Here is a 26,555-nt window from a genome sequence, read left to right as displayed (position 1 = left end):
GATGGGGCAATTCATTCAGCTCGTTGTCGACGGGCTCTCCAACGGGTCGATCTACGCGGTGCTCGCACTCGCCATCGTCCTGGTCAACCAGGCGACCGGACTCATCAATTTCGCCCAGGGCGGCATGGCTGTCTTCTCGGCGTACATAACGTGGTTGTTGACGGAGCACGGGCTGTCCCTCATCCTCGCCATCCTCCTGTCCGTACTGGCGTCGTTCGTGTTGGGCGCCCTCGTCGAACGCCTTGTCATGCGCCGGTTCGAACGCGGCGACCCAGACACCGCGGTCGTCGTGACCATCGGTCTGCTCACGTTGATCACCGGCATCTGCGGCTGGCTCTGGACCTACAACAACCAGCAGTTCCGGTCGCTGTTCTCGCTCACGACGGTCTCCATCTTCGGCGCGGCCGTCAGCATCCGGTCCATCGGCACCTTCGCGGTCATCGCCGTGATCATGTTGTTCCTGCAAGCCCTCTTCCTCGGAACGAAGTTCGGTCTCGCGCTCCGTGCGGTCGCCATCAACCCCAAGTCGGCCGCGTTGTCGGGTCTTCCCGTGGGGCGCCTGCTCATGGCGGGGTGGGGACTCGCCGCGGCGCTCGGCGCGGTCGCCGGAGCGCTCGTCGCGCCACAGCTCACGCTGACGCCCGGAATGATGGACACCGCGCTCGTGTACGCCCTCGCCGCCGTCATCCTCGGCGGTCAGTCCAGTCCGGTAGGCGTGGTCGTCGCAGCCTGGCTGATCGGCGTCGTCGAGAACCTCGCGGCGGTGTACGTGCACTTCATCGGCTACGACCTGAAGGTCGCTGTTCCGTTCATCCTCACCTTTGTGGTACTGGTTGTGCGACCTCAGGGCCTGTTCGGTCGGAAAGTCGTGGCGCGCGTCTGATGTTTCGATCTCCAGGATTGTTCTCTCGCGCCTGGGTGCGCCGGGCGATCACCGCGATCGCCGTGATCGCGGTGCTGGCCGTGCCACTCGGTTTCGACGAGTACACGAACCAGAACCTCGCGCGGATCGGTGTCTTCGCGGTGGCGGTGCTCGGCCTCAACGTCGTCATGGGCTATACCGGCCAGGTCTCGCTCGGCCAGATCTTCTTCGTCGGCGTCGGTGCCTACGTGACCGCGTACGGCGCCACCCACGGCTGGAACATCGGCGTCGTGCTCGTGGCGAGCATCCTGATCCCTGGAGTCATCGGGCTCCTGGTCGCGCTCGCCGCGGCCCGGCTCGGCGGACTTGCGATCGCGATGCTGACGCTCGCCCTCCCGATCGTTGGCGTCCCTCTCGCCAAGCGCCTGTCCGACTACACCGGCGGATCGCAGGGACTCTCCTCGGCGTTCTCGAGTGCCCCCGAGTGGAGCGGGCTCTACAACGATCAATGGCAGCTGTACGTGGTACTTGTGGTCGGCGGGGCGGTGTTCCTGCTCACCAGGAACCTGGTCCGGGGAAAGTACGGGCGCGCGTTCGCGATCGTGAAGAGCAATGAGGCGGTTGCCGCCTCGATGGGCATCTCGCCGTACCGCTACAAGGTGCTGGCCTTCACCGTCGCCTCGCTCATCGGCGGTGTCAGCGGATTCCTCTACATGGCGGTCGTTCAGTTCACATCGCCGGAGACATTGAGTCTCGGCCACTCCGTCACGCTGCTCGCGTCGATGGTCATTGGCGGATCCGCCAGCATCGTTGGCTCGCTGCTCGGCGGGGCATACTACGTGCTCGCTCCTCAGCTCGCGAACCACGTCGACCCCAACACCACCGAGCTGCTGCAGGGAGCTCTCCTCCTGCTGGTGTTGTTCCTCCTGCCGGGCGGCCTCGTGTCGCTGCCCCGGGTGATCGCACGGAAACTGCGCCGGAACCGCCCCACGGGCGGAGCCGACCGCCAACAGTCCTCCTCTGGAGCGCCGGCACGGGGACGAAAGGCAGTGGAGGAAGCCCCAACGATGAGCGGAATTCCAACAGGGAGGCCAGAATAGGAATGAAGCTAAAGGATTATCAGAGGCTGACGGGGGCGATCGCCCTCATCGCGGCCGTCTCCACGATGACGGTCGCCGGTTGTGGGCGCGGCCGCGACGGCGCGTCCCACGGCGGCGCGAGCACCGGCATCACCGACTCGACCATCACCCTCGGCATCACGACTCCCCTCAGTGGCGCGACCGCCGGTCCCGGCACCTGCACCGTCGCCGGCATCAAGGCATACTTCGGCGCCGCGAACGCCGCCGGCGGGGTGAAGTTCGGCGACGGCAAGACCCGAAAGGTCGAAATCAAGTCGCTGGACGATGCGTACGACCCCCAGAAGGCGAAGGCGAACTATGACCAGCTGAAGGGCAGCGTCTTCGCGATGACGGCGGGGCTCGGCACTCCGACCAACCGTGCCTACCGGACCGCGGCCATCTCGGACAAGGTCCCGCAGGTCCTTGTCATGACGGGTGATCCGATCTTCAACGACACGAGCCAGAGCCCGTACCAGCTGAGCCTCGTACCGGCGTACCCGAACGAAGGCGAGGCGTTCGGCAAGCTGCTCGCCTCGTCCGGGACCGCGCACAAGGTCGCCGTCCTGTCGCAGAACGACGACTACGGACAGGGCTACGTCGAGGGCCTCAAGAAGGGCATCGAAGGCGCGAGCAACATCAAGATCGTCAAGGAGCTCACCTACGAGGCCACGGACACCTCGGTCGACGCGCAGATCACCGAGCTCGCGGCGACCGGCGCCGACGTCATGTTCAACGCGATGTCGATCACCCCGCTCGCGATCGCGAGCCTCCAGAAGGCACAGCAGCTCAACTGGAAGCCGAGCTGGTTCCTTCCCTCGAACACGTCCAGCCCGGCCGCGATCCTCAAGCCTGGCAACGCCTCCGCGTATCCAGGCGTCTACTCGGTCTCCTTCGCCAAGGCTCCGGCGAGCCCGGCCTTCGCCAACGACCCGGACGTCAAGAAGTTCCTGTCGGACCTGAAGCAGTACGGGAGCTACAACGAGACTCCGGCCTTCCCGCACTGCATGTGGAGCTACATGGCCGGCGCCATCCTCGAGCAGGCGTTCACGAAGATGACCGAGCCGACCCGCGACAACTTCATGAAGGCGCTGCGCGGCATCTCGGACTTCAAGGCGCCGCTCATGCTCGACGGGACGTCGGTGAACACCTCGGTCGACAAGCAGCCTGCTGTCTCGGCGGTTGTGGTGCAGAAGTACAACGGAACCGGCTACGCCACAGTCGAGAACTTCGGCTGATCGGACAACAGCCACGGGTCGGGCGAGCGTGCCTCGCCCGACCCGTGGCACCACCGGAAGGACGGCGTTGTCATGGCGACACCCGCCGCGGCCGAGCCCGGGGGAAGCTCCAGCCGGGACGCGCCCCGCGCGAGGGACACCTACGTGTTCGACATCGCCGAGGGTCGTCGCGGAGCTGCCATCAACCGACTTTGCGCATCATTCAAAGACGAGCACAACCGCCGCGACTTTCTCTCTGACGAGGAGGCATACTGCGGCCGCTTCGACCTGACCGACGAACAGCGACGCGCGATCCTCGACCGCGACTGGGTCGGGATGCTTGATCTGGGTGCCTCCATCTTCTACACGTTCAAGCTGGCCCAGGTCGACAAGCGGTCGATGCAGTACCTCGGCGGGGTGTTCACCGGCATGACGGAGGAAGAGTTCGGGAGCCTGATGGTCTCGGGAGGGCGGCGCTTTGGCTGAGATCATCTGGGGTCTGGCGACCTCGCATGTCCCGTCCATCGGCGCCGCGATGGACTATGGGAAGACCGAAGACGCCTACTGGAAGCCCCTCTTCGAGGGCTACGCGCCGGCTCGCGAGTGGATGGCGGAACACAGGCCCGACGTCGCCGTCATCATCTACAACGATCACGCGAACGCCATCGACCTGGACGTGGTCCCGACCTTCGCGATCGGGACGGGGGAGCGGTTCGAGGTCGCGGACGAGGGCTGGGGTCGGCGACAGGTACCACCGGTCATCGGCCATCCGCCGCTGAGCGAGCACCTGATCACCCGACTGGTCGACGACGAGTTCGACATCACCATGTTGCACGACCTCGATGTCGACCACGGGCTCACAGTGCCGCTCTCGGTCTACTGCCCACAGCCCGGCGCGTCCTGGCCCTGCCGGGTCGTCCCATTGCTGGTCAACGTTATCCAGTATCCGCAGCCGACGGCTGCCCGGTGCCTCAAGCTCGGGGAGGCCCTGGGTCGGGCCATCCGCAGCTTTCCCCGGGACATCAAGGTCGCTGTCTTCGGCACCGGGGGCATGTCGCATCAGCTCGCCGGTGCACGTGCCGGCTTGATCAACACCCGCTTCGATCGGATGTTCCTCGAGAAGATCGAGACCGATCCGACGAGTCTGGCCGCCCTCTCCCGGGAGCAGTATGTCGACCAGGCCGGATCGGAGGGCATCGAGCTCATCATGTGGCTGGTCATGCGCGGTGCGCTCGGCGACGGCCTGACCCGGATCCACGACACCTATCACGTGCCGGCCTCGAACACGGCCGCGGCCCTGGCTCTGTTCGCAGTGACAGACTCGGGCACGCCATCCGCCCCGATGAGGAGTACGTTGAGACGGTGACGATCTCTCCCCCCTTTCGTGCTGACATCGTCGGAAGTTTCCTGCGCCCGGACAGCGTCCACCGCGCCCGTGCCGAGCACGAGGCCAGCGCCCTGGACGACGTGGGCCTGAAGTCGGTCGAGGACGCGGCGGTCCGCGACATCATCGCGCGGCAGGCCGACGCCGGGCTGCGGCTCGCCACCGATGGCGAGATGCGCCGCTCGTGGTGGCACTACGACTTCTTCGGCATGCTCGGCGGCGTGCGCGTCGTCGACTCCGACCACGGCATCCAATTCCAGGGCGTCACCACGAAAAGCCAGGTGCTGCGGGTCGACGACCGGATCAGCTTCCCTGCCGATCACCCGATGCTTGACCACTTCCGTTTCCTGCGCGACAACGTCTCCGATGGCGTCCTCGCGAAGATCTCGATTCCGTCACCGACGGTCCTCCACTTCCGGCTCGACCCGGATGCTGTGACCACCGACCTGTACGGCGACGATCACGAGGCCCTGTTCGACGACCTCGGTGCCGCCTATCGCATGGCCGTCAAAGCGTTCTACGACGCGGGGTGCCGGTACCTGCAGTTCGACGACACTGCTTGGGCGTATCTGTGCTCGCAGGTCGAGCTGGAGAAGGCGGCCGCTCGCGGGATCCGCACCGACGGCCTGGCCGAGCGCTACGCCGCGCTCATCAATGCGGCACTCGCCGACAAGCCCGCGGACATGGTCATCACCACCCATGTCTGCCGCGGCAACTTCCGATCCACCTGGATCGCGTCGGGCGGCTACGAGCCGGTCGCGGAAACGCTGCTGGGCGGCACCGGCTATGACGGCTACTTCCTGGAGTACGACACCGACCGGGCCGGAGGATTCGAGCCCCTGCGCCACCTGCCGGCGGGGGACAAGACGGTCGTGCTCGGCCTGTTGACGTCGAAGGACGGCACGCTGGAGGACCGGGACGCAGTGAAGCGGCGGATCGACCAAGCCACGGCGTACGCCCCGCTCGAACAGTTGGCGCTCAGCACGCAGTGCGGCTTCGCCTCCACCGAGGAAGGCAACCTCCTTACCGAGGAGCAGCAGTGGGCCAAGGTCCGCACTGTCGTCGAGATCGCCGGCGAGGTCTGGGCCTGACGGAGCATCCCGGCAGGCCGTCTACGGCGCCGTCCACTCAGGACAGCCAGACGCCGCTGAGCCTGCCGGGGCAGCCGCTCGTGTGGGTGGGGAGTGAGAGCTTCCGGGATTGGAGACCCAACTGTCAACAATGCCTGGCGGTCCAACCTCGGCCGCGTGAGCGGGTCGGCCGCGACTCAGCTCAGCCCGATTTCCGCGAGACTGTGCAGCGCATCGATGACGCTGGCAATGTGGGCGCGCATGGCCGCCTCGGCGCCGTCCGGGTCCCGGGCACGGATCGCTTCGATGATGCGCTCGTGCTGCGGAAGTGAGACGGCCAGCCGGCCAGGCAGCATCGAGACCGCGAACTGGTGCCGCACAAGCTGCCCGTGCAGCCGCGCGAGGATGTTCTCCGCCGTCTGGTGGCTGCCGATGGCCCGGACCAGGTTGTGCAGCCGCTGGTTGAGGTCGCTGTACCGGCGGAACTCACTGGCCTCGACCGCGTGCCGCATGAGTACGCGGATCTCGTCCAGCTCCGCGGCCTGTGCGTCGGTGACCCGCTTGGCCGCCTCGGCGGCGACCAGACCTTCGAGCACCATGCGGACCTGCGTGATCTCGACCGCCTCGGCCAGCGAGACCTTCCGGACGTGGGCGCCCTTGTTGCGCTGAACTTCGACGAGTCCTTCGCCGGCGAGATCCTGCAGGGCCGCTCGGACGAGGAACCGGCTCAACGAGAACCGCTCGCACAGCGACGCCTCGACCAGTCGCTCGCCCGGTGAATACTCGCCGTTGAGGATGGCGGAGCGAATGGCCGTCGTCGCCCAGAGCGAACGGTCGTCCCCGCTCGGCGACGGGTGGGGTGCCGGCCGGCCGCCCCGCTTCGGCGCACCGGAGCGCGGTGCCCCGGCGTTCTGCTGTTGGGCCGGCATGATCCCCTCGGGTCGGGCTGACGAGAAACTCTGGCGAACTATCACACCATTTGCCAGCATGATTGTCAACACTTATGCCGACCGTAGCGCAACCCGAGTCGGGAGCCGACCGGTCGCCGGTGCATCAGGCCATACACCGTGAGTTGGAGATAGATGTCCAACTATGACGTGATGTCGGTTCCGAGCGTCAGAATCTAAAATTTCCGTATCCTTCCAGACTCGTGGAAGCGGCGGGATTTGCGAGCATCCGGAGGCTCGACTGGAAGGTCCGCAAGCGCGGCACTACGTCCGGCCCTCCGGGTCAGACCCGCGACGAGGACCGGCGATGGTAGCTGCGCGAGGGCGGGGTCGACGGCATCCGATCGGGTGCCAGTCTCATCGCGAGAGGAGTGCAGAAGTGTACAAGAGACTCGAAGCGCTGGGGACCAGTCTGCTCAGGCGGTTCGTACCGAACGTGGACGCGTCCGCCGTGTCGCCGGCATCATGCGGCTGGCGGTCGTACAGCTCCTGCTGGCAATGCGGCTACTCGCCGTGCCAGGCGTACTGCTGCACCGGTGAGGGTTGCGGAACGATCGTCTGCGAGTGACTCAGGCGCTGTAGATCCGCTGCGAGCAGCCAGTGGCGGTGGAGAGTGCCTCGCGCGGGGCGCTCTCCACCCGCCATCCCAGGGCCTGTCCCGATCCCAGCACCCGCCGTGGGTGACGCGCGCCCGGCGACCCCGACCCGGTCGCCGTACTCGATGACATTTCCGATCTTTTTCGACCCGTCAACCTGGAGGCCGCGGGCGGCGCCCACGGCTCCCGTTGAATCACGAGGAGATGGCATGCCCTTCTTGATTGCGGCCGTCGTGGTCGTCGGTTTGCTCTGCACCCTGGATCTGCTCCTCACCGTCGGCGTCATCAAGCGATTGCGCGAACACACCGAGCTGCTGACGAGGATGGGCGGCGGACCGGCGTCCATCGCCGTCGGCGAAGAGGTCGGCGCGTTCGATACGTCCACAGTGGACGGCGAGTCCCTGAGTCGTGAGGTGATGACGGCCGAGACCCTGGTCGGGTTCTTCTCTCCGACCTGCCAACCGTGCAAAGAGAAACTGCCGAAGTTCGTGGAGTTCGCGCGGAGCATGCCGGGCGGGCGGGGTCAGGTGCTGGCCACCGTCATCGGCGCGCCGGAGGAGGCCACTGCGCTCACCGACATGCTGCGTCCGGTGGCCCGCGTGGTTGTCGAGGGCCCCACCGGCCCGCTGAGTAACGCGTTCAAGACGAAGGCATATCCCACCGTGCTGATGGTCTCCTCGACCGGCGGCCGGTTAGTGGTCAAGGCCGACCACGTCGAGCTGGACCAGCCAGCCCCGCGGGGATGAGGATGGGCCGGAGCGCGCCGCCGGTCGTGGGAGCAGGGGACGCCGGTGAGGCTGCCGTGCGCGAGTCGCCGGCCCTTGCGGCGGTACGGCGCACCAGCAGTGCCGGCCTGCTGGCGGTCCGGGCCGCCCCGCGCCCGCTCGTGCTCTACGTGATCCTGACCCTCGGCGTCGGCGTTCTGCCTGTGGTCAGTGCGTGGCTCACCAGGCTCCTCATCGACGGGCTGGTGACGAGGGAAGCGCTCAATGTCCTGCTCACACTCGCCGCCGGGCTGGCCGCCGCCGGCCTCGTCACAGCGGTCACCCCGCAGATCAGCCAGTACCTGCGGGCCGAGCTGGACCGTCGGGTCGGGCTGCTGGCCGCTGACCGGCTGTTCTCCGCGGTCTGCGGACTCATCGGGCTGCGCCGCTTCGAGGATCCCCACTTCCTTGACCGGCTGCGGCTGGCTCAACAATCCGGCGAGACCGCGCCGAGCCAGACCGTCGACGGAGTCCTCGGGGTAGCACGGGCGTCGGTCACCATCAGCGGATTCATGGGCTCGATGTTCCTGCTGAATCCCGCAATGACGATTCTGGTGTTGGTCAGCGGCCTGCCGACGCTGATCGCTCAGATTGCTCTGTCGCGGCGGCGGGCCCGGATGTTGTGGGACATCGGGCCGGCGCAACGTCGTGAGTTCTTCTATTCCCACTTGCTGTCCACTGTGGAAGCCGCGAAGGAGGTGCGGCTGTTCAGCCTCGGCGGCTTCCTGCGCGCACGGATGCTCACCGAGCGGCGTACCGCGAACGCCGCGACCCGTGCCACGGACCGCCGGCAGATGGCCGTCCAGGCCGGCCTCGGCCTGTTGGCCGCCCTGATGTCCGGTGCTGGCCTGATCTGGGCTGTGGACAGCGCTCGGCAAGGACAGCTGTCGATCGGCGACGTTACCATCTTCGTGTCGGCGGTGGCCGGCACGCAGGCCGGGTTGAGCACGATCGCCATCGAGTTCGCCCGCGCCCACCAGGCACTGCTGATGTTCGACCATTACCTGGCGGTGACCACGGTCGGCCAGGACCTGCCAGTGGCGGCACGGCCACACCGAGCGCCTCCGCTGCGGCACGGGATCGAACTGCGCGATGTCTGGTTCCGCTACTCCGACGAGCACCCATGGGTGCTGCGAGGCGTCAACCTGCACATCCCCCACGGGACGACGCTGGCCGTGGTGGGGCTCAACGGAGCCGGCAAGTCGACTCTGGTCAAACTGCTGTGCCGGTTCTATGACCCGACCCGTGGCGCGATTCTCTGGGATGGCACAGACATCCGCGACGTGAACGCGGCCGACCTGCGCCGGCGCATCGGGGCGGTCTTCCAGGACTACATGCACTACGAAATGACGGCCGCGGAGAACATCGCCCTCGGCGACCTCGACGCCTGGGACGATCGCGGGCGAATCCGGGCCGCCGCGACGCGTGCGGGCATCGACGCAAAGCTGGCCGCACTGCCCGGCGGGTACGACACCCTACTGTCACGCATGTTCTTCATGGAGTCCGACAAGGAGGATCCGGCGACGGGGGTGAGCCTGTCGGGCGGACAGTGGCAACGACTCGCGCTGGCGCGGGCGTTCATCCGCGATGATTGCGACCTGATGATACTCGACGAGCCCTCGGCCGGCCTCGACGCCGAGTCCGAGCACGACATCCACGTTTCGCTGCGCGAACACCGGCGTGAGCGGACGAGTGTTCTCATCTCGCACCGGCTCAGCAGCGTTCGGGACGCGGACCGCATCGTGGTACTCGGCGACGGAGTCATCGTGGAGCAGGGCGACCACGACACCCTCACGACCGCAGGCGGGGAGTACTCCCGGCTGTTCGCCCTCCAAGCCTCCGGCTACCAGGACTCTGTCGTGGACCGACCGGCTTCGTAGGGATGACGATGGACACGCGGCCGTCCCCGGGGGAACCTGCCATTCATCCGGGATCCCCCGAAGCCCCGCGGTGGCATCAGGACGGGTACCGAGGTCCCCCCCGCCGCTTGCGCCCGGTGGCGGTCGTGCTGTGGGCCGCCGTGCCGGTCCTGGCATTCGTGGCAGGCTGGCGCTGGGCGATAGCCTGCACGGTACCGGCGTTGATTCTGACGTGTGGCTTGCTGGCCTCCGCGCTGCTGGCCCGAGGGCTCGTGGCGGTGACCGTTCACGGACAGAGCATGGAGCCGACGTACCACGACGGGGACCGGGTCCTGGTCCGCCGAGGCGCGGTACTCGAACGAGGACAGGTGGTCGTGCTTGAGCGGCCGTTGCCCGGCGGCCACCAGACAGCACCGCCGATCGGGCCCAGGGCCGGTGCGGCGGCGATCGCCAGCCGCCGATGGATCATCAAGCGGGTGGTGGCGGTACCGGGCGACCCGGTACCGCGGGAGGCCGTTCCGGGCCTCACGGACACCCCGGACGACCGCGTTCCGGCGGGCAGGGTGGTGCTGCTCGGCGACAATCCCGCCGCCAGCTTCGACTCCCGGCAAGCCGGCTACTTCCCGCTCAACAGGGTGCTCGGCCGAGTGTTCCGGCCGGCGCGATGACCTTGGGACGTGTTGCCCGGGCGGTGGGGAGGCCAGCTCCGACATGTTCTGGCCTCCGCCACGTCAACTGGGTGTGTACCGGCGCCTGCCGGCCTCAGCGTGCGCGGGTGCAGTGGGTGGCAGCGCCCGAGAAGGTGAAGTGGAAGCAGGCCCGTGCGAAGTAGGTGGTGGCGTCGTAGTAGTACCCGGTGTTGTCCACGTGGATGTTGTTGGGATCCGATGCCACGGTATGGGTTCCGGAGACCATGTACCAGTGGATGCCGCCATCAGTCGACCGCTCAAGCCATCCGATGCAGCTCCAGCTCGCGTAGTCGTTCAGGAACCATCCGTACGCGTTCAGGGTGCCGTTGACTTGCGACAGGCCGACGTGCGCCTCGCACCTCCCGGTTGCGGTGCTCTGCACCACATAGGAGCCATTGGGCTCGTCACCGATCACCTGGGCGTGCGCCGCGGTTTGCATTCCGAGCGTGATGGCGACCGTCGCGACGGTGGCGAACAGGATGCGAGACAGCTTCCTCGGCATGGGTAGGTTGCTCCGTTCTTGTCGTTGGGTGGTCCGGGATGACATCCACGCACGGAGGTGCGGGCGGCCAGTCGACCGATGCGGCTGGCCGTGATCCTAGCGTCCGTCCATATAGGTGGGGATCTAACCTCGGCGCCCTGTTCACGCTCGTACGCTCGCTGACCTGGGGCCAGGGCGGCGAGATGGCCGCCCACGCAAACGCCCGGCTGGGAAACCCCAGCCGGGCGCCTGCAGGGCCGTAACACGTCATGGATCGACGCAGATTTCCTGGACCTGTTGAATGGACCACGATCCGCTGTACCCGTCCGCATCCTCGGACGCGACGTCCTGAGCCGGTCCCCCGTTCAACGGGAGGGCTTCGATGTTGAGCAACTGCTCCGTCACGGGGAATCCGTTGGACAGCGACCAGCCGACACCGATGCCCACCTGACCGGTCGAGCAGCTGGCGGACGTCCACTTAGGCGAGAGACTGTCGATGACGCTCCACCCGAATGCGCTCCGCAGGCCCGGAAGCCCCGTTGCGCAGATCGCGTACGCGCTGATCGACCAGGCATCGCTGTAATGGTCCTCGTCGTCGTACGCGCGGGCCGTAACCTGGTTGCCGCTGAGAACGAGGTCCGAGATCGAGATCTGACCGAAGCCGTTGGCCAGCGACGCCCCATCGCCGATCGCGGTTGTTCCGCCCGGGCAGGTAGCGGTCACGTCGCGGGTGATGCCGGTGGCGAACGCCGAGGTGTTGCTGACGATCGTGTATCCACTTGGAGCGGACGCGCAGACCGCGACCGCCTCCACCTGCCAGTTCAGGGTGGTACCGTCGGCCGGCTCGCCTGGCCCGACCACCTCGCCAGCGCCGACCCGCAGGCTGTTGGTTGACGGGATGAAGTCGTCGAGCACCACTGAGCCGGCGGCGCCGATCAGGTCGTAGCCGCCACCGACCACCACGAGGTTACCGGGGCAGACGACGCTTACCGCCTTGTACACCACGGAGTCGTAGTTGGTGAAGGCCGACACGTAGGTCAGCCCGGGCACCGCTGCCGACGCCGGCGTGGGTGCGGCGATGGCACCGACCGCCACCGCCAGTAGGGGAGCCAGCGCGATGGCGAAAATGCGCGCCCGCCGCCGGCGTAACCCCTTCCATGCATTGATCACAACATCTCCCTGCCTGTCGTCGCGGGCGTTCGTCGCCCGCCCGTACAGGAGGCGTGCCATCCCGTTCCATCTGATCCGGGAACCTCAGCCGCGCACCAAGTTGGCGTCAGGCTGGCGTGTTCAGGCTAGCGAGGCGCCCTCGGGAAGCTCGAAGTCCAAGACGACGACCGCGGGTACCGCCCACGCGGCCCGTACCGCCTCGGGCAGCAGCGCGATGAGCGACCACGGCCAGCCGGACCAGTCGCCGGGGGACGCCTCTGCGGGAGGTACCGGCGGTGGCGGCAGCAACTGGTCGCCACCCGAGCCGTGCGGCTCCTCGCACGCCCGGATCTGGAGCCCGGCGGCCAGCGCGGCGCGCACGAAGTCGCCGACGGTGTGCCGGTACGTGGCGACGAGGCCGGGCTCGCCGGCCGGCCCAAGCGCGTGCGGGATGGAGCCGCGGAAGCCGATCTCGCAGTGCGCATCTGAGATCACCGCGTGCCCACCGGGACGCAGGACGCGGGCGAACTCGGTCAGCACCGGCTCCAGCGAGGGCGAGTGGGACAGCGCGAGGCCGGAGACGACGAGGTCGACGCTGTCGTCCGAGAGGGGCAGCTCGCGCAGGTCGCCCAGGCGGAACTCGCCGAGCGGTACCCGGTTGCGGGCCCGCTCCAGCATCTCCGGTGAGCTGTCCACACCGATCACCGTGAACCCTTGCCCGGCAAGGTACTCAGCGTGCCTTCCGGTACCGCACGCCGCGTCGAGGGCATCGCCGACCGGCAGCGCCTCGATGAGCCGGTGCATCGCCGGCTCATCGATATCGAACAGGCTGTTGCGCGGCTCGTCGTAGGTCGCCGCCCACTGCCGGTACCCGGTGAGCGTGTCGCCCCGCCCGACCAGTACCCCCTCGTGCCCGGTCAGCGCCGGGTTGGCCAGCAGGTCCCGTACCTCGGCCAGCCGCCGCTGCGTGAACTCCTCGTCGTACTCCCCGCTCCACGCGTGCAGGAGCGCGAGGCCCTCGATCCCGAGCAGGTACGCCAACGGATGCTGGTAGATCATGCGGCGACCGTAGCCCGGCCACCCCACATCGATCCACGTGTTTTTCGGGGTCGGCGTCCTCGGTGCGTCCGCCCGCTGGGAAGATCGGATCTTGGTTTGAGGATGCTCCGCCATCGAGCGCTGCCGCTGCGGTGCGGCAACCGAATCGTCACACGGGAGACGCCAACGCATGGATACACCACCATCGCCACCTGCGGCGGAGCGGACCGACGGATCGGCCGTTCAGATCGGTGCTCTCGTTCCGTTGTCTCGGCCCGGGTGGGTCGAGGCGGGCCGACACTTGCTCGCCGGACTCGAGCTGGCCGTTCGCGATGTCAACGACGCCGGCGGGATCGTCGGAAGACCACTGGAGCTGGTGGTACGAGACACCGCGGCCGACCCACGGAAAGCTGTGGCGGCCGTCGATGAATTGGCTGGCCTGGGCGTGGCCGCCCTGGCGGGGGAGTATCACAGCGTCGTCGCTCGCGCCGCTGCCGCGAGGGCCGACGCCCTCGGCCTGCCCTTTCTCTGCTCGTCAGCGGTCCTCGACGGGCTCACCGAACAGCCGACGGAATGGGTCGCGCGCCTCGCTCCGGCGCAGTCACACGGCTGGCAGATCTATGCGGACTTCCTTCTCGGCGCGGGCCACCGGCGGATCGCCGTAGCAGCCGAGTCGAGTGTGTACTGGGCAGCTGGAACCCGCATCCTGCGGGACCACCTCGCTCCACGCGGCGGTACCATCATCGAACTCGACCTGCGAGCGTTCGCCCCCACGGCCGTGTGCGCTGAACTCGTCGACAATCGCGTGACGGCCCTCCTTCTTCTGGTCGGCTACCCGGAGCCGGCCGTGTCGATCGTCAAGTCGGTCCGCCGCGACCGGCGCCTCGCCCAGATCATGATTGGCGCTCCGGCCGGGCAACCGGAGTTCGCCGAATGGGCGACGTTGCTGGGCGAGGACGGCGCCGCGATCCCGTTCCTGCGCTACCTGCCCGAGCGCCTCGGTCCACTCGGCGTACGAGTCGAGGCGGCCCTCGATGAGCGACTGGCCCAAGCACCCTCCTTCGTCGCGTTCGAGGGCTACGACACGGTCGCCGTCCTCGCCGAGGCGCTGCGTTCTCACGGCGTGGACCGGGTGCGCGATGCCGGATTCTGGCCGCGCGTGGCAGTCGAAGGCACCCGCGGGCAGATCCAGTTCTCCCGCGTGCCAGGCATCAGCGTGTGGCAATGGGCTTGGACACCGATCCAAGTCGTTGATCGAGATCCGGCGCAACCCGATCGCTTCCGGATCCTCCACACCGGCTGAGCGCACGGAGGTGCGGCTACCTACCTGGCCACCTCACTAGGCATACGTCCGTGACGGACGTATGCTCGGTGCATGGGGAACGATCAGACGCCGGTCCCGTTGACGCCGGCCGTGTTCTACATCCTGTTCGCGCTGGCCGGCGGAGATAAGCACGGGTACGAGATCGCCAAGCAGGTCGTCGAGGACAGCCAGGGGCGGGTGCGCATGGGCACCGGGACGCTGTACGGGTCGATCAAGCGGATGCTGGCCGACGCGCTGATCGAGGAGACCGGGCAGCGGCCGGCACCCGATCTCGACGACGAACGCCGCCGCTACTACCGGCTGACCGAGGAGGGTCACCGTGCCCTCCGTGCGGAACTGGCGCGGTATGCCCGGGTGGTCGCGGTTGCCCGTGACCGAGACCTGCTGGCATCGGCATGAAACGCCACGGCGGGAGGCGACGTCGGCGGGCGCAGCGGATGTACCGGCTGCTCGTGCGGCTGTACCCGGCGGCGCACCGGCGCGCGTTCGGCGAGCAGATGGTGCAGATGTTCGGCGACCACTACCGCGACGCGGTCGAGGCCCGTGGCGGCAGCCGGCTGAGGTTCTGGGTCGCGGTGTTCGCCGACGCGGGTACCAGCCTGTTCACCGAGCACGCCGCCGAACTCGGGGGGCGGTGGCGTCGCGGCCGGCGCCAAGGCGCGCCGCCCCAGCGCCGGCGCGGTCGCCTGGCCCGGCGCGAGCGACGCCGTCGGGTCGCCATTCCCGGCGGGATGAGCCGACGTAGACGGGTACGGCTGCGGCCGCGCTACCGACCGCCGGCCGCCCGCCTGGCACGGGTGGTGGTCCGCTCACGCCATCACGAGCTGGTGTACCGGGGCCGGATCGCCGCCCTGGCCGTGACGGTGGCGCTGATCGCGGCCGCGCTCGCTACAGGTACGGCTACCGGGCACCTCGGCATGTCGGTACTCGTGACCGGCGTGATCGTGGCGGCCTGGCTTGGGTACGGGATGCGACTGGCCCGGCGCGTGCCGGCCGGCCCGTACGGGGACGGACCCGCATCGCCGGGTGGTGCCGGCGTACGTGAGCCACGCCGTCCCCTGCCGCTGAGCCCGGCCGGGGCGGCCGCGCGGCCCATGCCCGACGAGGACCCGCCCGGGCAGGCCGCGGCCCTGATCTGACCGACCGGGCCGTTCGCAGGTTACAGATTGCGCGACGACCGCGCGCTCCGCGAGGACGGTGAGGACGTGACCCGTGCCGGGCGGTACCGGTCATCGGCGTGTCCACGTGGGCAGCGCAAGCGCTCGACCGCCATGGACGGTGACGAGCGTTTCCGTGCACCGTGACATGTCCGGCTCACAGACAGATCCGGCCGGGCCCTCTGGCTGCTCGGCCGGATCTGTGGTGGCGCGGTCTACCGCCCGGTGGCTCCACTGTGGACCCTGACCGGTGAATGCCCGGGATGGGTCCTACCGACCCGTCCGCAGGGGTGCGGGCATGAGATCGCCGTGTGCCTCGAACAGCTCGTCGCACATCTGCCGGATCTGTTCTGTGGTCAGGGTGGCGGCGGTGTTCGGGTCGAGCAGCGCCGCCTGGTGGACCAGGCTCCGGTCGCCGTCGAGTACCGCCCGGACGGTGAGTTCCACGACGTTGAGGAACGTGCGGTTGAGCGCCGCGAGCTGCGGCGGCAGCGCCCCGACGGGCTTGGGGTGCAGGCCGTCGCGGTCGACCAGGGCGGGCACCTCGACGCAGCACTCCGGCGGGAGGTTGTCGATCAGCCCGTCGTTGCGGACGTTGACATAGAGCTCCGTCGGCTGGCCGGTCTGATGGGCGTGGATGAACTCCGAGGCCAGCTCGGAGGTGGGGGACAGGGTCAGCGGTGCGTCGGAGTGCAGGGCGGCGAGCGTCTCGTCGAATTCGGCGATGTTCTCCTCGGAACGCCGCAGGTACTCCCCGACGGGTACCCGGAACCGCTCGATCTGCTCGTCGTGGTGCATGAACCATGGGACGTACTCGGCGCTGTGCTCGCTGGATTCGGTGGGGAAGTAGCCGAACTGGCGGAAGATCTCCACCCGCACGCGCCGCCGCAGCTGCGGATCGGCCTCGATCAGCTCCCGTAGCCGTGGGTAGAGGTCGACACCGTCGCGGGCAAAGCGCAGCACGAACGCCTGGTGGTTGAACCCGGCGGTGACCAGGTCCAGCTCTTCGACCGGGTGCCCCACCAGGCCGGCGAGGAACTGGTGCGTGTCCCGGACCGAGTGGCACAGGCCGACGACGTTGCTGAACGGGCTGCCGGCGTAGACGGCCCAGGGCAGCATCGCCATCGGGTTGCTGTAGTTGAGCAGCACCGAATCTGGCGCCACCTTCGCGAGGTCTTCGCCGATGCCGATGAGTACCGGGATGGTGCGCAGGCCGCGGAAGATGCCGCCGATGCCGATCGTGTCCGCGATCGTCTGGCGCAGCCCGTAGCGGGCCGGGATGTCGAAGTCGGCGCGTGTCGCACGGTACCCGCCGACCTGGATCTCGTTGACCACGTAGTCGCATCCCTCGATCGCCTTCAGGCGGTCGACGCTCGCGGTGATGGTGGCGCCGGCTCCGAGCTGCGTGCTGATGCGGTTTGCGAGCGCCTCGGCGTAGCCCAGCCGTTCCGCGTCGATGTCGTGCAGCGACAAGTGAAGCTCGCCGTGCAACTCGGGGAATGAACAGAGGTCGGTGACGACGTTGCGCGTGAACTCGACACTGCCGGCCCCGATGAACCCAATCCTGACCATGCGTCAGAGTGTTGCACCACGCGCAATCTTCGAGCAACACTCGACGCTAAACGCTCAGTTTTGCTCGGAAATTCTGCGCACTTGGCTCAGACGGGTTGCTGGCCGTGTCTGTGCTCGCCTCCGCCACAACCCGGCTCCGGCTGCGCTCAGACGGTGAGCACCTGGCAGCCCCGAGCCCGAATGTTGGCGAGCGCGGTCTCGCTCGCCCGGGCATCGGTGACGAGGACGTCGACCTCGGACATCTTGCACACCTGGGCGAGCGCCACCCGCCCGATCTTCGTCGCGTCGGCGAGCACGACGCTGACCCGGGCCTGCTCGCGCAGCACGGCGTTGACCCGGGCGCCCACGGGGTCGTAGTTGGTGCAACCCGCCGCGGCGTCCACCCCGTCGACGCCGATGAAGGCCACGTCGATGTTGTAGCCGGCCATGAAGGTCTCGGCGGTCGGGCCGACCGTTTCCTGGCTGCTGCTGCGCACCTCGCCGCCGGCGGAGAACACCCGCAGGCGCGGGTTGGAGACGAGGTAGCTGGCCACGTTGAGGGCGTTGGTCACGATGGTGAGCCCGTCGCGGTCCATGAGCAGGCGCGCGAACTCCGACACGGTGGTGCCGCCTGTGGTGCCGATGACCCGCGCACCGTCGAGGAACGCCAACGCCTGCCGGGCGATGTGCCGCTTCTCCAGGGTGTCCTGCTCGGTCTTGTAGCTCAGCGGCAGGTCGTTGAAGGACGCGTGCGTGGTCGCGCCGCCGCGGGTGCGGGTCACCAGCCGCTGCTTCTCCAGCACCTCCAGGTCGCGGCGGACGGTCGCGGCGGAGACGGAGAACAGGTCGGCGAGGGTTTCTACCTCGACACCGCCCTGGCCCACGATCGCGGCCACCATCTGGCGCAGACGCTCCTTCCGTTGCACATCGAGGACGTTAGCATCCCCGTCGCGCAGTTCAATAGGGCCGTTTCTGCGCCTTCGCTCGATCAGACCGCGCGAAGCGCGCAACTTTTCGGCCAAACGATGCGCGTAGAGGGGTTTTTGAGCTGCCAAGCATTGACCCTGTGTTCACACAGTGCAAAACTCGTCCGCACCTCGACCTGCAAGTGCGCAGAGTGCGCATAGGGCTGGGGGACTCGGGGGCCGGCATGTCAGGACGAGAAGGGCTAGCCCAGATGACTTCGTTGCGACGCACCAGAACCGTGTTACTGGCCGGCGTCCTCGCGCTCGCGAGCGTCCTCGCCGCGGGCTGCTCGAGCGGCGGCAGCAGCGCTTCAAATAAGACAACGGGTGTGACGATTACGGTGGCGTTGCCCACCGCACCCCCGCCACAGGCGTCACTGGACGCGTTCACCAAGAGCACCGGCATCACGGTCAAGTGGACGAACATCGACTGGGACAGCCTGCAGACCAAGATTGCCGCGGCGGCCACGGCCAAGACGTACTTCGCCGACGCGACCGACGTGGACTGGTCACGGGTCGGCCAGCTCAGCAAGCTGAACTGGTTCTACCCAATGGAGAACTATCTCGACACCAAGTCGCTTGCGACCCAAATGCCGCAGATCAGTTCGTTCTCGCCGAACGGCCACGTGATCGGCATCCCGTACGACGCCTCCTTCCTGGTGACCACGGTCAACAAGACGCTGTTCGCGAAGGCCGGGATCACCACGATGCCGACCACACTCGACCAGTACACCGCCGACCTGCGCCAGCTGAAGTCCAAGGGCGTCGTGCAGTACCCGCTGAACATTCCGTTCGCGGCGGCCGAGGGCCTGTCGACCTACTGGTACCAGACCACCGCGGCGTTCGGCGGCACCATCCTCGACGGCAGCGGCAAGCCGCAGTTCACGTCGCCCGACTCGCCGGGCTACAAGGCCGCGCAGTGGATGGTCGACGCCATCAAGCAGGGCCTCGTGCCGCCGGGCAACATCAACGTCCCGGACACCCAGGCGCAGCAGACCCTGATGGCCAAGGGCACCGTGGCGAGCACCTTCGCCGACTACTCCGGCAACGTCGGCAGCCTCTACAACGTCCCGGCCTCCTCCAGCGTGGTCAACCAGGTCACCTACCTGCCGACGCCGGGTGTCAGCGGGGCGGGGCCGAACATGAGCAACCCCGACGGCATCGGCATTCCGCGCCAGGCGAAGTACCCGGCCGCGGCCGCCAAGTTCATCGAGTGGTTCACCTCGGCGCAGAACCAGGCCGACTTCGCCGGTGCGAACGGACCGGACAAGGTCATGCCCGGCTACTTCCTGCCCTCCCAGCTGGCCGGCGTGACGCAGCTGAACGACAAGGGCAAGCTGATCGGCGGCGACGAACTGTCCGACCTGCTCAAGAACAGCGCGAAGCCGATCTTCCAGCAGGGCGCTCCGTCCTGGTACCCGCAGTTCTCCAAGGCGGTCTACACGAATCTGCACGCCGCCGCGACAAACTCGATGACCGTCGCCGCCGCCATCAAGGCAATCGCCTCGACCGCGAATGAGCTGTCGAGCTGATGACGGTCATCGGCAGCGGTACCCGACACAGCGTGGGCTCGGCCCGCGACGCCAAGCCGAAGCAGGCAAGGCGTCGCGGGCGGCGCTTCGACGCGCTGCCATACGCTCTGGTGCTTCCGCTGGCGCTGTTCATCGTGGCGCTGGCCCTGGTGCCGGCGGCGGTGACGATCGTCGAGTCGTTCTTCCGGGTCCAGGAGCTCAACCCACCCACCGTGTTCGACGGGTTGGGCAACTTCCGCCGGCTGTTCAGCGACTCGACGATCACCGCGAGCATGGGCAACACGGCCCTGTACGTGGTCATCGGGGTCATCCTGTCGACTGTGCTAGGCATCGTGATGGCGGTCACGCTGCAAAGGCCCTTCCGCGGCCGGTCCATCCTGATCGCCGTGCTCGTCCTGCCGTGGGCTCTGCCGGGCGTGGTCGAGGGCATCGTCTGGACCGGCATCTGGGACAGCAACACGGGCCTGCTCAACAGTGTGCTCAGCTCGCTGCACCTGATCTCGAACTATCACGTGTTCCTCGGTCAGAACCGGCTGCTGACCATCTTCGCCGTCGAAATGGTGCAGGTCTGGCAGATGACACCGCTGTCGACGCTGCTCATCCTGGCCTCCCTGCAGAACATCCCCCATGAGCTGTACGAGGCGGCGTACCTGGACGGCAGTTCGACCTGGGATGCGTTCCGGCGAGTCACGCTGCCGCTGGCCCGGCCCGGCATCGCGATCGCGATGGTGCAGGCCATCATCGCCACCCTGAACGTCTTCGACCAGCCGTACGTGCTCAACGGCGCGGCGCAGACCGGCGCCTCGCTGACCGAACAGACCTACTTCGTCAGCTTCCAGAACCTCGACTTCGGTGAGGGCTACGCGCTGTCGCTGCTCATCACGGTCGCCACGCTGATCGTCTCGCTCGGCGTGGTGAAGCTGGTCTACCGCCCGGTGGAGTACTGATGCCTCGACGCAGATCATGGGGCCGTCGCCTCGGAGTGCTGTTCATCCTGCTGTGGTCGCTGGTGCCGCTGTACTGGGCGCTGAACACCAGCCTGCAGACCGACGCGCAGATCGGCTCGAAACCCGCGCACTATGTGCCGCCGTCACCATCCCTGCACAACTACCGCGCGCTGCTCGGTGGTTCCGGTGAGATACCGGCCACCATCCGCCAATCGACGGTCAACATTTTCATCGAGTGCACCGCCGCGACCATCATCACGGTGGTACTGGCGACACTCGCGGCGTACGCGTTCGCCCGCATGACGTTCCGCGGGCGCAACGTGTTGTTCTACGCGGTACTGGCGACCATGGCGTTCCCCGCCTACACGACCCTGATCCCGCTGTACCGGATCATGAGCGTCTTCGGCCTGGTGAACACGTACGCCGGCATCGTGCTGGTCTATGTGTCGGGATTCCTGCCCCTGGCGACCTGGATCCTGCACAGCTACATGACCACCCTGCCGCTCGCGATCGAGGAGGCCGGCCAGGTCGACGGCGCGGGCCGCATGCAGATCCTGTCGCGCATCGTCCTGCCACTGGCGTGGCCGGGGGTCGTCTCCACGGCCATCATCACGTTCCTGTTCGCGTGGGCGCAGTTCCTGTTCCCGCTGGTGCTCTCCAGCGACAACTCGACCCAACCGCTCACGGTCGCGATCGCCGCGTTGCAGGGCCGCCACACCGTACCGTTCGGCCTGCTCAGCTCGGCCGGCGTGTTCGCCATCGCGGTACCGGCCGTCATCGTGGTGTTCCTGAACCGGTACATCGTCAACGGCCTGCTCAGCGGGAGCGTCAAGTGACCACGGTCGCCGCGCTCGACGTCGGCGGCACGGCGATGAAGGGCGCCGTGGTGCGCGAGGACGGCACAGCCGCGTACCACCGGTGGCCGACCCCACGGGCCGACGGTCCCGACGCGGTGGTCGCGGCGGCCCTCAAGGCGGTCGACGAACTCGTCGCGCGGGCCGGCAGCCCGGCTGCGATCGGCGTGGTGGTTCCCGGGCTCGTGGACGACGACGCCGGCGTGGCGATCTACTCGGAGAACATCGGCTGGCATGGCGTCGCCTTCCGCGACCTGATCCGGCAGCGCACCGGGCTGCCCGTCGGCTTCGGCCACGACGTGCGGGCCGGCGGCCTCGCCGAGCGCGCGCTGGGCGCCGCGGGCGGAGTCGACGACGTGCTGTTCATGCCGATCGGTACCGGCATCTCCGGCGCGATGTTCGTCAGCGGTGCGCTGGTGAGCAACCGGTACGCCGGGGAGATCGGCCACATCGACGTCGGCACGGACCTCGACTGTGCGTGCGGTGCGCGCGGCTGCCTGGAGACCATCGCGTCCGGCGCGGCCATAGCCCGGCAGTACCACCGCGCCGGAGGCGAGCAGTTGCCCGGCGCCCGGGAGGTGGCGGCGCGCCGAGCCGCCGGCGACCCGATCGCCGAGCGGGTATGGGACGAGGCCGTGAACGCGCTCGCCCGGGCGCTGGCGACCTACGTCTCGCTGCTGGCACCGGAGCGGATCGTCATCGGCGGTGGCCTTGCCGGCGCCGGCGAAGCCCTGCTCGGCCCGCTGCGCCACCACCTGCGCCAGCTGCTCGTCTGGCAGCGCGAGCCCGGCATCGTGGCGGCGGCGCTGCAGGACAACGCCGCCTGCCTCGGCGCCGCGCTGCTGGCACGCGAGGCACTGACCACCAACCATTCGCTGAACCAGCCCCGACAGGAAGACGGATCATCGTGACCGACACCGCCACCTCCAACCTCGGACGGATCACCTCCGCGGAGATCGCCAGCCAGCCGGAGTGCTGGGCACGGGCGCACGAGCAGGGCGAGAGCCGTCCGGCGGGGCTGCCCGCGCCGGGCGAGCGGGTCCTGGTGCTCGGCTGCGGTACCTCCTACTACGTCGCCGGTGCCTACGCCTGGCTGCGCGAACAGGCCGGCCACGGCGTCACCGACGCGCTGATCGCCTCCGAGCTGACCGGCGTGGTGCGCGACTACGACCGGGTGCTCGCGATCAGCCGGTCCGGTACGACAACCGAGGTCGTCCAGGCGCTGCGGGCGCTGCCCGCCGGGGTACCGGTCACCGCGGTCCTCGGCGAGCTGGGCACGCCGGTCGGCGAGGCGGCCACGGACATCGTCGACCTGTCCTACGCCGACGAGCGCAGCGTGGTGCAGACCCGGTTCCCCACCACGCTGCTGACCCTGCTGCGGACCCACCTCGGCGCGACCGGGGCCGAGGTCGCCGGGCTGATCGAGCAGGCCCGCTCGGCGCTGGCCGAACCGGTGACCACGCCGACGCCGCGCCAGCTCGTCGTGCTCGGCACCGGCTGGGCGGCCCCGTTGGCACAGGAGGCGGCGCTGAAGTGCCGCGAGTCGGCCGGGCTGTGGGCCGAGGCGTACGCCACCGGTGAGTACCGGCACGGTCCGATCAGCGTCGCCGGCCCCGGCACGCTGGCGTGGTCGCTGACGCCGCTCACGCCGGTACAGGTCGAGGCCATCGAGGCGACCGGCGCGACGGTACGGCAGGGTACCCGCGACCCGCAGGCCGAGCTGGTCGCCATCCAGCAGCACGCCGTGGCCTGGGCGGCGGCCGGCGGCCGGGACGCCGACGTGCCGGTCCACCTGTCCCGCTCCGTCGTGAAGCTGTGATCCTCGCTGTCTGCCTGAATCCGGCGGTCGACGTGACCTACTCGGTCACGGCGCTGCGGCACGGCACCTCACATCCGGTCTCGGCCGTGCACCGCCGGGCCGGTGGCAAGGGCGTCAACGCCGCCCGGGTGCTGGCCCAACTGGGCGAGGCGGTCACCCTGTGCGGCTTCGCCGGTGGCGGTACCGGCCGGTGGCTGCGCGACGAGCTTTCCGGCTCGGGGGTGACCGAACGGCTCACCGGAGTCGCCGGCGACACCCGCCAGTCCGTGGCAGTGGTCGACGACGCCGACGCCACCGTGTTCAACGAACCCGGTCCGGTGGTGGCAGACGGCGACTGGGACCGGCTCGCGGACACGTTCGCGCAGCAGCTCGCCGGTTGCGCCGCCGCGGTCATGTCGGGCAGCGTCCCGCCCGGTGCACCGGCCGACGCGTACGCCAGTCTGGTGCGCATCGCCCGAGCGCACGGGGTACCGACCGTCGTCGACACCTCCGGTGCGCACCTGCGCGCCGCGGCCGACGCCGGCGCGACGGTGCTCGCGCCCAACCGCGACGAGGTCGGCCTTCCCTCCGGCGGCCGCGCCGAGCTGCTCGCCGCGGCGGCCGAGCTGAGCGGACGCGGCGGCGGCACCGCGGTGGTCTCCGCCGGGCGCGATGGACTGGTCGCGGTCAGCGGCGAGCACCGGTGGGCGGCGCGCCCACCCAGGCAGGTGACCGGCAACCCGACCGGGGCCGGCGACGCGCTGAGCGCCGGCCTCGCCCGTGGGCTCGCGCGCGAGGCCACGTGGCCGCTCGTGCTCGCCGACGCCCTCGCCCTCGCCGCGGCAGCCGTCGCGGCGCCGGTGGCCGGCACGGTCGACCTGGACCTCTACCGCGAGTTGGCAGATCTGTCCACAGTGGAGGATGTACCGTGCCCCTGATCCCGACCGCAGACCTGGTTCGCGACGCATCCTCGGCGGGAACCGCCGTAGCGGCGTTCAACGTCATCACCCTGGAACACGTCGAAGCCGTCGTGCAGGGCGCGGATGACGCCGCGGCGCCGGTCGTCATCCAGATCAGCGAGAACGCCGTCAAGTTCCGCACCGGGTTGCTCCTGCCCCTGGCCCGGGCGGCTGCCGCCGTGGCGCAGACGGCAGGCGTCGGCGTGGCGCTGCACCTGGACCACGTCACCGACCCCGACCTGCTGCACCAGGCCGCGGATGCGGGCTTCTCCTCGGCGATGTTCGACGCCGGTGCCGCCGCGTACCCGGACAACCTCGCCCGCACCGGCGAGGCGGTCGAGTGGGCGCACGCCAACGGGCTGTGGCTGGAGGCCGAACTCGGGTACGTCGGCGGCAAACCCGACGCGCCCGCCAGCGCACACGCCGCCGGGGTCCGCACCGATCCGGCCGAGGCGCGGCAGTTCGTCCGCGACACCGGCGTCGACGCGCTTGCCGTGGCGGTCGGCAGCTCGCACGCCATGACCACCCGCACGGCGGCTCTGGACCACGAACTCATCGGCGAACTCGCCGCGGCGGTGCCGGTCCCGCTGGTACTGCACGGTTCCTCGGGAGTACCCGACGAGGAACTCGCGCGCGCCGTCGACGCCGGTATGCGGAAGATCAACGTTGGGACGGCGCTGAACGTCGCCTACACCCGCAGCGTCCGGCAGGCCCTCGACAGCGACACCGCCATGGTCGACCCGCGCAAGTACCTGGCCGGTGCCCGGAGCGCGATGGCCGACGAGGTGAGCCGCCTGCTGCGGACGATCGGCACGGCCGCGCTCAAGCCGGCAGCGCAAGGAAGGTCCGCCTCCTGATTCTGTCTTCGGTCGTCGACACCACGTACCTCACGCCGGCCCAGGCCGCCCTGCGGATCGCGGAGGCCGTCAAGAGTTGAGGCCCGCTCGCACTTGCGGCCAGCGAGGGGACCGGTCGGGTCCGGCCGGGGCCGACGCAACCTGTCGGCGGTCGACTCGTTGGTGCCACGGGGGCGGGTGATGGTGGCGGGACGCGGTGCCGAGCTGTTGCGCCCTGCGACGAGTTCGGGGCGAGCCTCGTTCCTGGAACTCTTCTTCGACCTGGCTTTCGTTTTTGCCCTCACCCGGGTCTCGCAACGGTTCGCCGGCGTTGCCGGCGGCGCCGGCTGGGCGCTCGCCGCCGGGCTCGGTCGTACCCTGCTGCTGTTCCTGGCGCTTTGGCTGATCTGGTCGCACACCACCTGGATCACCAGTCGCTACGAGCCGGAGCGGTCGATCATTCAGGTGGTCGTGGTCGGCACCATGTTCGCCGGCCTGGTGATGGCGGTGACGCTGCCGCGCGCCATGGAGGAGCGGGCGTTGCCGTTCGCGGTCGCGTACCTGGCGGTGATGGTGGTCCGGCCCCTGGTGATCGCGGCCGCGCTGCGGGGCCATCCGCGCCGGCTGGTGGCCTTCCGGCTCTCCACGTGGGCGGCGGCGACCGCGCCGCTCTGGCTGATCGGCGCGCTGGGCCCGGACGGGCTCCGCCTGCCGCTCTGGGCCGCCGCGCTCGCCGTGGATTACCTCGCCTGGGCTCTGGGCTGGCCGTTACCGTGGATCGGGGCCGCGGCGGTGGGTAGTTGGCGGATCGCCGGGGAGCATCTGGCCGACCGTCACCAGCAGATATTCCTCATCGCGCTCGGTGAGTCGATCTTGGTCATTGGCGCCGTTTTCAGCGGCGAGGGCTACTCCGCGGGGCGGGCCGCCGCCTTCGCCATCGCGTTCGCCACCAGCGCGCTGCTGTGGCGGATCTACTTCCACCGTGCCGGCGGGTTGCTGACCGAGGCGTTGGGCCGGGCGCGTATGCCCGGCCGGTTGGGTACGGCGTCGGAACGGACGCATACGTTGATCGTGCTCAGCGTGCTCGTCACCGCGGTTGGCTACCAGTTGGTGATCGGTCATCCGTACGGGCAGCCGCGGCCGACGTGGCTTCTGTTCGTGGTCGGTGGTCCGGTGCTCTTCCTCGTCGCCCGGGTACGGCTGGAGTACGAGATCTTCGGCCGGATCTCCCGGTCGCGGATGATCGGCTTGGTGGCCCTGCTGCTGGTCACGCCGGCGTTGGCGTACTGGACTCCGATGGGCGGGCTGGGCGTGGTGGCCGGGGTGCTGGCCCTTGTCGGGCTGCTCGACGCGCGACGAAGCCGGCAGCGGCCGCCGGAGGATTCCGCCTCGCCGATCGGGCGGGGGAAGCCTGGCAGTCAGGGCTCCGAGGCGTGACCGCGCGGGCTACCTGAGGGCGCT

Annotated in this window: 26 protein-coding genes; 20 read left to right on the top strand and 6 right to left on the bottom strand. The window is 68.9% G+C overall.

Going from position 1 to position 26,555, the window contains the following annotated elements:
• The first annotated feature begins 1 nt into the window (after nt 1).
• From Raf01_RS23765 to Raf01_RS23740, 6 genes are all read left to right on the top strand, one after another.
• Nucleotides 2-883 (top strand): branched-chain amino acid ABC transporter permease, encoded by an 882-nt coding sequence (locus Raf01_RS23765; RefSeq protein WP_203920193.1) that lies wholly within the window; start codon nt 2-4, stop codon nt 881-883.
• 62 nt (nt 884-945) lie between these two features.
• Nucleotides 946-1,962: a branched-chain amino acid ABC transporter permease gene (locus Raf01_RS23760; RefSeq protein WP_203920192.1), complete on the top strand. Its 1,017-nt coding sequence runs from the start codon at nt 946-948 to the stop codon at nt 1,960-1,962.
• Between the two features lie 2 nt (nt 1,963-1,964).
• A complete protein-coding gene (locus Raf01_RS23755; protein ID WP_203920191.1) occupies nt 1,965-3,215 on the top strand; it encodes an ABC transporter substrate-binding protein in 1,251 nt (416 codons plus the stop codon).
• Between the two features lie 144 nt (nt 3,216-3,359).
• Nucleotides 3,360-3,680 (top strand): hypothetical protein, encoded by a 321-nt coding sequence (locus Raf01_RS23750; protein ID WP_203920190.1) that lies wholly within the window; start codon nt 3,360-3,362, stop codon nt 3,678-3,680.
• On the top strand, nt 3,673-4,560 hold the full coding sequence (locus tag Raf01_RS23745) for a class III extradiol dioxygenase subunit beta (RefSeq protein ID WP_203920189.1): 888 nt from the start codon (nt 3,673-3,675) through the stop codon (nt 4,558-4,560). Before Raf01_RS23750 ends, Raf01_RS23745 begins: the two co-directional genes overlap by 8 nt.
• Nucleotides 4,557-5,669: a 5-methyltetrahydropteroyltriglutamate--homocysteine S-methyltransferase gene (locus Raf01_RS23740; RefSeq protein ID WP_203920188.1), complete on the top strand. Its 1,113-nt coding sequence runs from the start codon at nt 4,557-4,559 to the stop codon at nt 5,667-5,669. The genes Raf01_RS23745 and Raf01_RS23740 overlap by 4 nt, the downstream gene beginning before the upstream one ends.
• Before the next feature lie 176 nt (nt 5,670-5,845).
• Here Raf01_RS23740 and Raf01_RS23735 read toward each other — a convergent pair whose 3' ends face one another.
• Complete coding sequence (locus Raf01_RS23735; protein WP_203920187.1) at nt 5,846-6,577, bottom strand: GntR family transcriptional regulator; 732 nt, start codon at nt 6,575-6,577, stop codon at nt 5,846-5,848.
• An 823-nt stretch (nt 6,578-7,400) separates the two neighbouring features.
• On the opposite strand from Raf01_RS23735, the gene Raf01_RS23730 reads away from it, so the two are divergent.
• From Raf01_RS23730 to Raf01_RS23720, 3 genes are all read left to right on the top strand, one after another.
• The gene (locus tag Raf01_RS23730) at nt 7,401-7,937 is read left to right on the top strand and encodes a TlpA family protein disulfide reductase (protein WP_203920186.1); all 537 of its coding nucleotides are present in this window, start codon (nt 7,401-7,403) and stop codon (nt 7,935-7,937) included.
• Between the two features lie 56 nt (nt 7,938-7,993).
• Nucleotides 7,994-9,835, top strand: coding sequence for an ABC transporter ATP-binding protein (locus tag Raf01_RS23725; RefSeq protein WP_239133853.1), 1,842 nt, complete (start codon nt 7,994-7,996; stop codon nt 9,833-9,835).
• A gap of 116 nt (nt 9,836-9,951) precedes the next feature.
• Complete coding sequence (locus Raf01_RS23720; RefSeq protein WP_203920185.1) at nt 9,952-10,482, top strand: S26 family signal peptidase; 531 nt, start codon at nt 9,952-9,954, stop codon at nt 10,480-10,482.
• A 94-nt stretch (nt 10,483-10,576) separates the two neighbouring features.
• Here Raf01_RS23720 and Raf01_RS23715 read toward each other — a convergent pair whose 3' ends face one another.
• The 3 genes from Raf01_RS23715 to Raf01_RS23705 all read right to left on the bottom strand — a co-directional run bounded on the left by Raf01_RS23715 (nt 10,577) and on the right by Raf01_RS23705 (nt 13,192).
• A complete protein-coding gene (locus Raf01_RS23715) occupies nt 10,577-11,005 on the bottom strand; it encodes a hypothetical protein (RefSeq protein ID WP_203920184.1) in 429 nt (142 codons plus the stop codon).
• Nucleotides 11,006-11,251: 246 nt separating this feature from the next.
• Entirely contained in the window at nt 11,252-12,154 is a 903-nt protein-coding gene (locus tag Raf01_RS23710) for a hypothetical protein (protein WP_203920183.1), read from the bottom strand.
• 120 nt (nt 12,155-12,274) lie between these two features.
• The gene (locus tag Raf01_RS23705; protein WP_203920182.1) at nt 12,275-13,192 is read right to left on the bottom strand and encodes a class I SAM-dependent methyltransferase; all 918 of its coding nucleotides are present in this window, start codon (nt 13,190-13,192) and stop codon (nt 12,275-12,277) included.
• A gap of 169 nt (nt 13,193-13,361) precedes the next feature.
• On the opposite strand from Raf01_RS23705, the gene Raf01_RS23700 reads away from it, so the two are divergent.
• The 3 genes from Raf01_RS23700 (at nt 13,362) to Raf01_RS23690 (ending at nt 15,634) form a co-directional block, all read left to right on the top strand.
• Nucleotides 13,362-14,474 carry an ABC transporter substrate-binding protein gene (locus tag Raf01_RS23700; protein ID WP_275413031.1) on the top strand — a complete coding sequence of 371 codons (1,113 nt, stop codon included), beginning with the start codon at nt 13,362-13,364 and terminating at the stop codon, nt 14,472-14,474.
• Nucleotides 14,475-14,546: 72 nt separating this feature from the next.
• Nucleotides 14,547-14,894 (top strand): PadR family transcriptional regulator, encoded by a 348-nt coding sequence (locus tag Raf01_RS23695; RefSeq protein ID WP_203920180.1) that lies wholly within the window; start codon nt 14,547-14,549, stop codon nt 14,892-14,894.
• Between the two features lie 38 nt (nt 14,895-14,932).
• Nucleotides 14,933-15,634, top strand: a complete 702-nt coding sequence (locus tag Raf01_RS23690; RefSeq protein WP_203920179.1) for a hypothetical protein — start codon at nt 14,933-14,935, stop codon at nt 15,632-15,634.
• Nucleotides 15,635-15,922: 288 nt separating this feature from the next.
• Here Raf01_RS23690 and Raf01_RS23685 read toward each other — a convergent pair whose 3' ends face one another.
• Entirely contained in the window at nt 15,923-17,224 is a 1,302-nt protein-coding gene (locus tag Raf01_RS23685; RefSeq protein WP_203920178.1) for an alpha-glucosidase/alpha-galactosidase, read from the bottom strand.
• A gap of 146 nt (nt 17,225-17,370) precedes the next feature.
• Complete coding sequence (locus tag Raf01_RS23680) at nt 17,371-18,129, bottom strand: DeoR/GlpR family DNA-binding transcription regulator (RefSeq protein WP_203920177.1); 759 nt, start codon at nt 18,127-18,129, stop codon at nt 17,371-17,373.
• 368 nt (nt 18,130-18,497) lie between these two features.
• On the opposite strand from Raf01_RS23680, the gene Raf01_RS23675 reads away from it, so the two are divergent.
• The 8 genes from Raf01_RS23675 (at nt 18,498) to Raf01_RS23640 (ending at nt 26,531) form a co-directional block, all read left to right on the top strand.
• On the top strand, nt 18,498-19,700 hold the full coding sequence (locus Raf01_RS23675; protein ID WP_203920176.1) for an extracellular solute-binding protein: 1,203 nt from the start codon (nt 18,498-18,500) through the stop codon (nt 19,698-19,700).
• A complete protein-coding gene (locus Raf01_RS23670) occupies nt 19,700-20,647 on the top strand; it encodes a carbohydrate ABC transporter permease (RefSeq protein WP_203920175.1) in 948 nt (315 codons plus the stop codon). Before Raf01_RS23675 ends, Raf01_RS23670 begins: the two co-directional genes overlap by 1 nt.
• Complete coding sequence (locus tag Raf01_RS23665) at nt 20,647-21,483, top strand: carbohydrate ABC transporter permease (RefSeq protein ID WP_203920174.1); 837 nt, start codon at nt 20,647-20,649, stop codon at nt 21,481-21,483. Before Raf01_RS23670 ends, Raf01_RS23665 begins: the two co-directional genes overlap by 1 nt.
• Nucleotides 21,480-22,412, top strand: a complete 933-nt coding sequence (locus tag Raf01_RS23660; protein WP_275413030.1) for an ROK family protein — start codon at nt 21,480-21,482, stop codon at nt 22,410-22,412. The genes Raf01_RS23665 and Raf01_RS23660 overlap by 4 nt, the downstream gene beginning before the upstream one ends.
• Nucleotides 22,409-23,320 (top strand): SIS domain-containing protein, encoded by a 912-nt coding sequence (locus Raf01_RS23655; protein ID WP_239133851.1) that lies wholly within the window; start codon nt 22,409-22,411, stop codon nt 23,318-23,320. Before Raf01_RS23660 ends, Raf01_RS23655 begins: the two co-directional genes overlap by 4 nt.
• The gene (locus Raf01_RS23650; RefSeq protein ID WP_203920173.1) at nt 23,317-24,237 is read left to right on the top strand and encodes a 1-phosphofructokinase family hexose kinase; all 921 of its coding nucleotides are present in this window, start codon (nt 23,317-23,319) and stop codon (nt 24,235-24,237) included. Before Raf01_RS23655 ends, Raf01_RS23650 begins: the two co-directional genes overlap by 4 nt.
• Nucleotides 24,228-25,115, top strand: a complete 888-nt coding sequence (locus Raf01_RS23645) for a class II fructose-bisphosphate aldolase (RefSeq protein ID WP_203920172.1) — start codon at nt 24,228-24,230, stop codon at nt 25,113-25,115. Before Raf01_RS23650 ends, Raf01_RS23645 begins: the two co-directional genes overlap by 10 nt.
• 180 nt (nt 25,116-25,295) lie before the next feature.
• A complete protein-coding gene (locus Raf01_RS23640; protein WP_203920171.1) occupies nt 25,296-26,531 on the top strand; it encodes a low temperature requirement protein A in 1,236 nt (411 codons plus the stop codon).
• Nucleotides 26,532-26,555: the final 24 nt, after the last annotated feature.

The organism is Rugosimonospora africana (assembly GCF_016862975.1).
Taxonomy (GTDB): Bacteria; Actinomycetota; Actinomycetes; order Mycobacteriales; family Micromonosporaceae; genus Rugosimonospora; species Rugosimonospora africana.
This window is presented reverse-complemented; position numbering and strand designations above follow the sequence as displayed.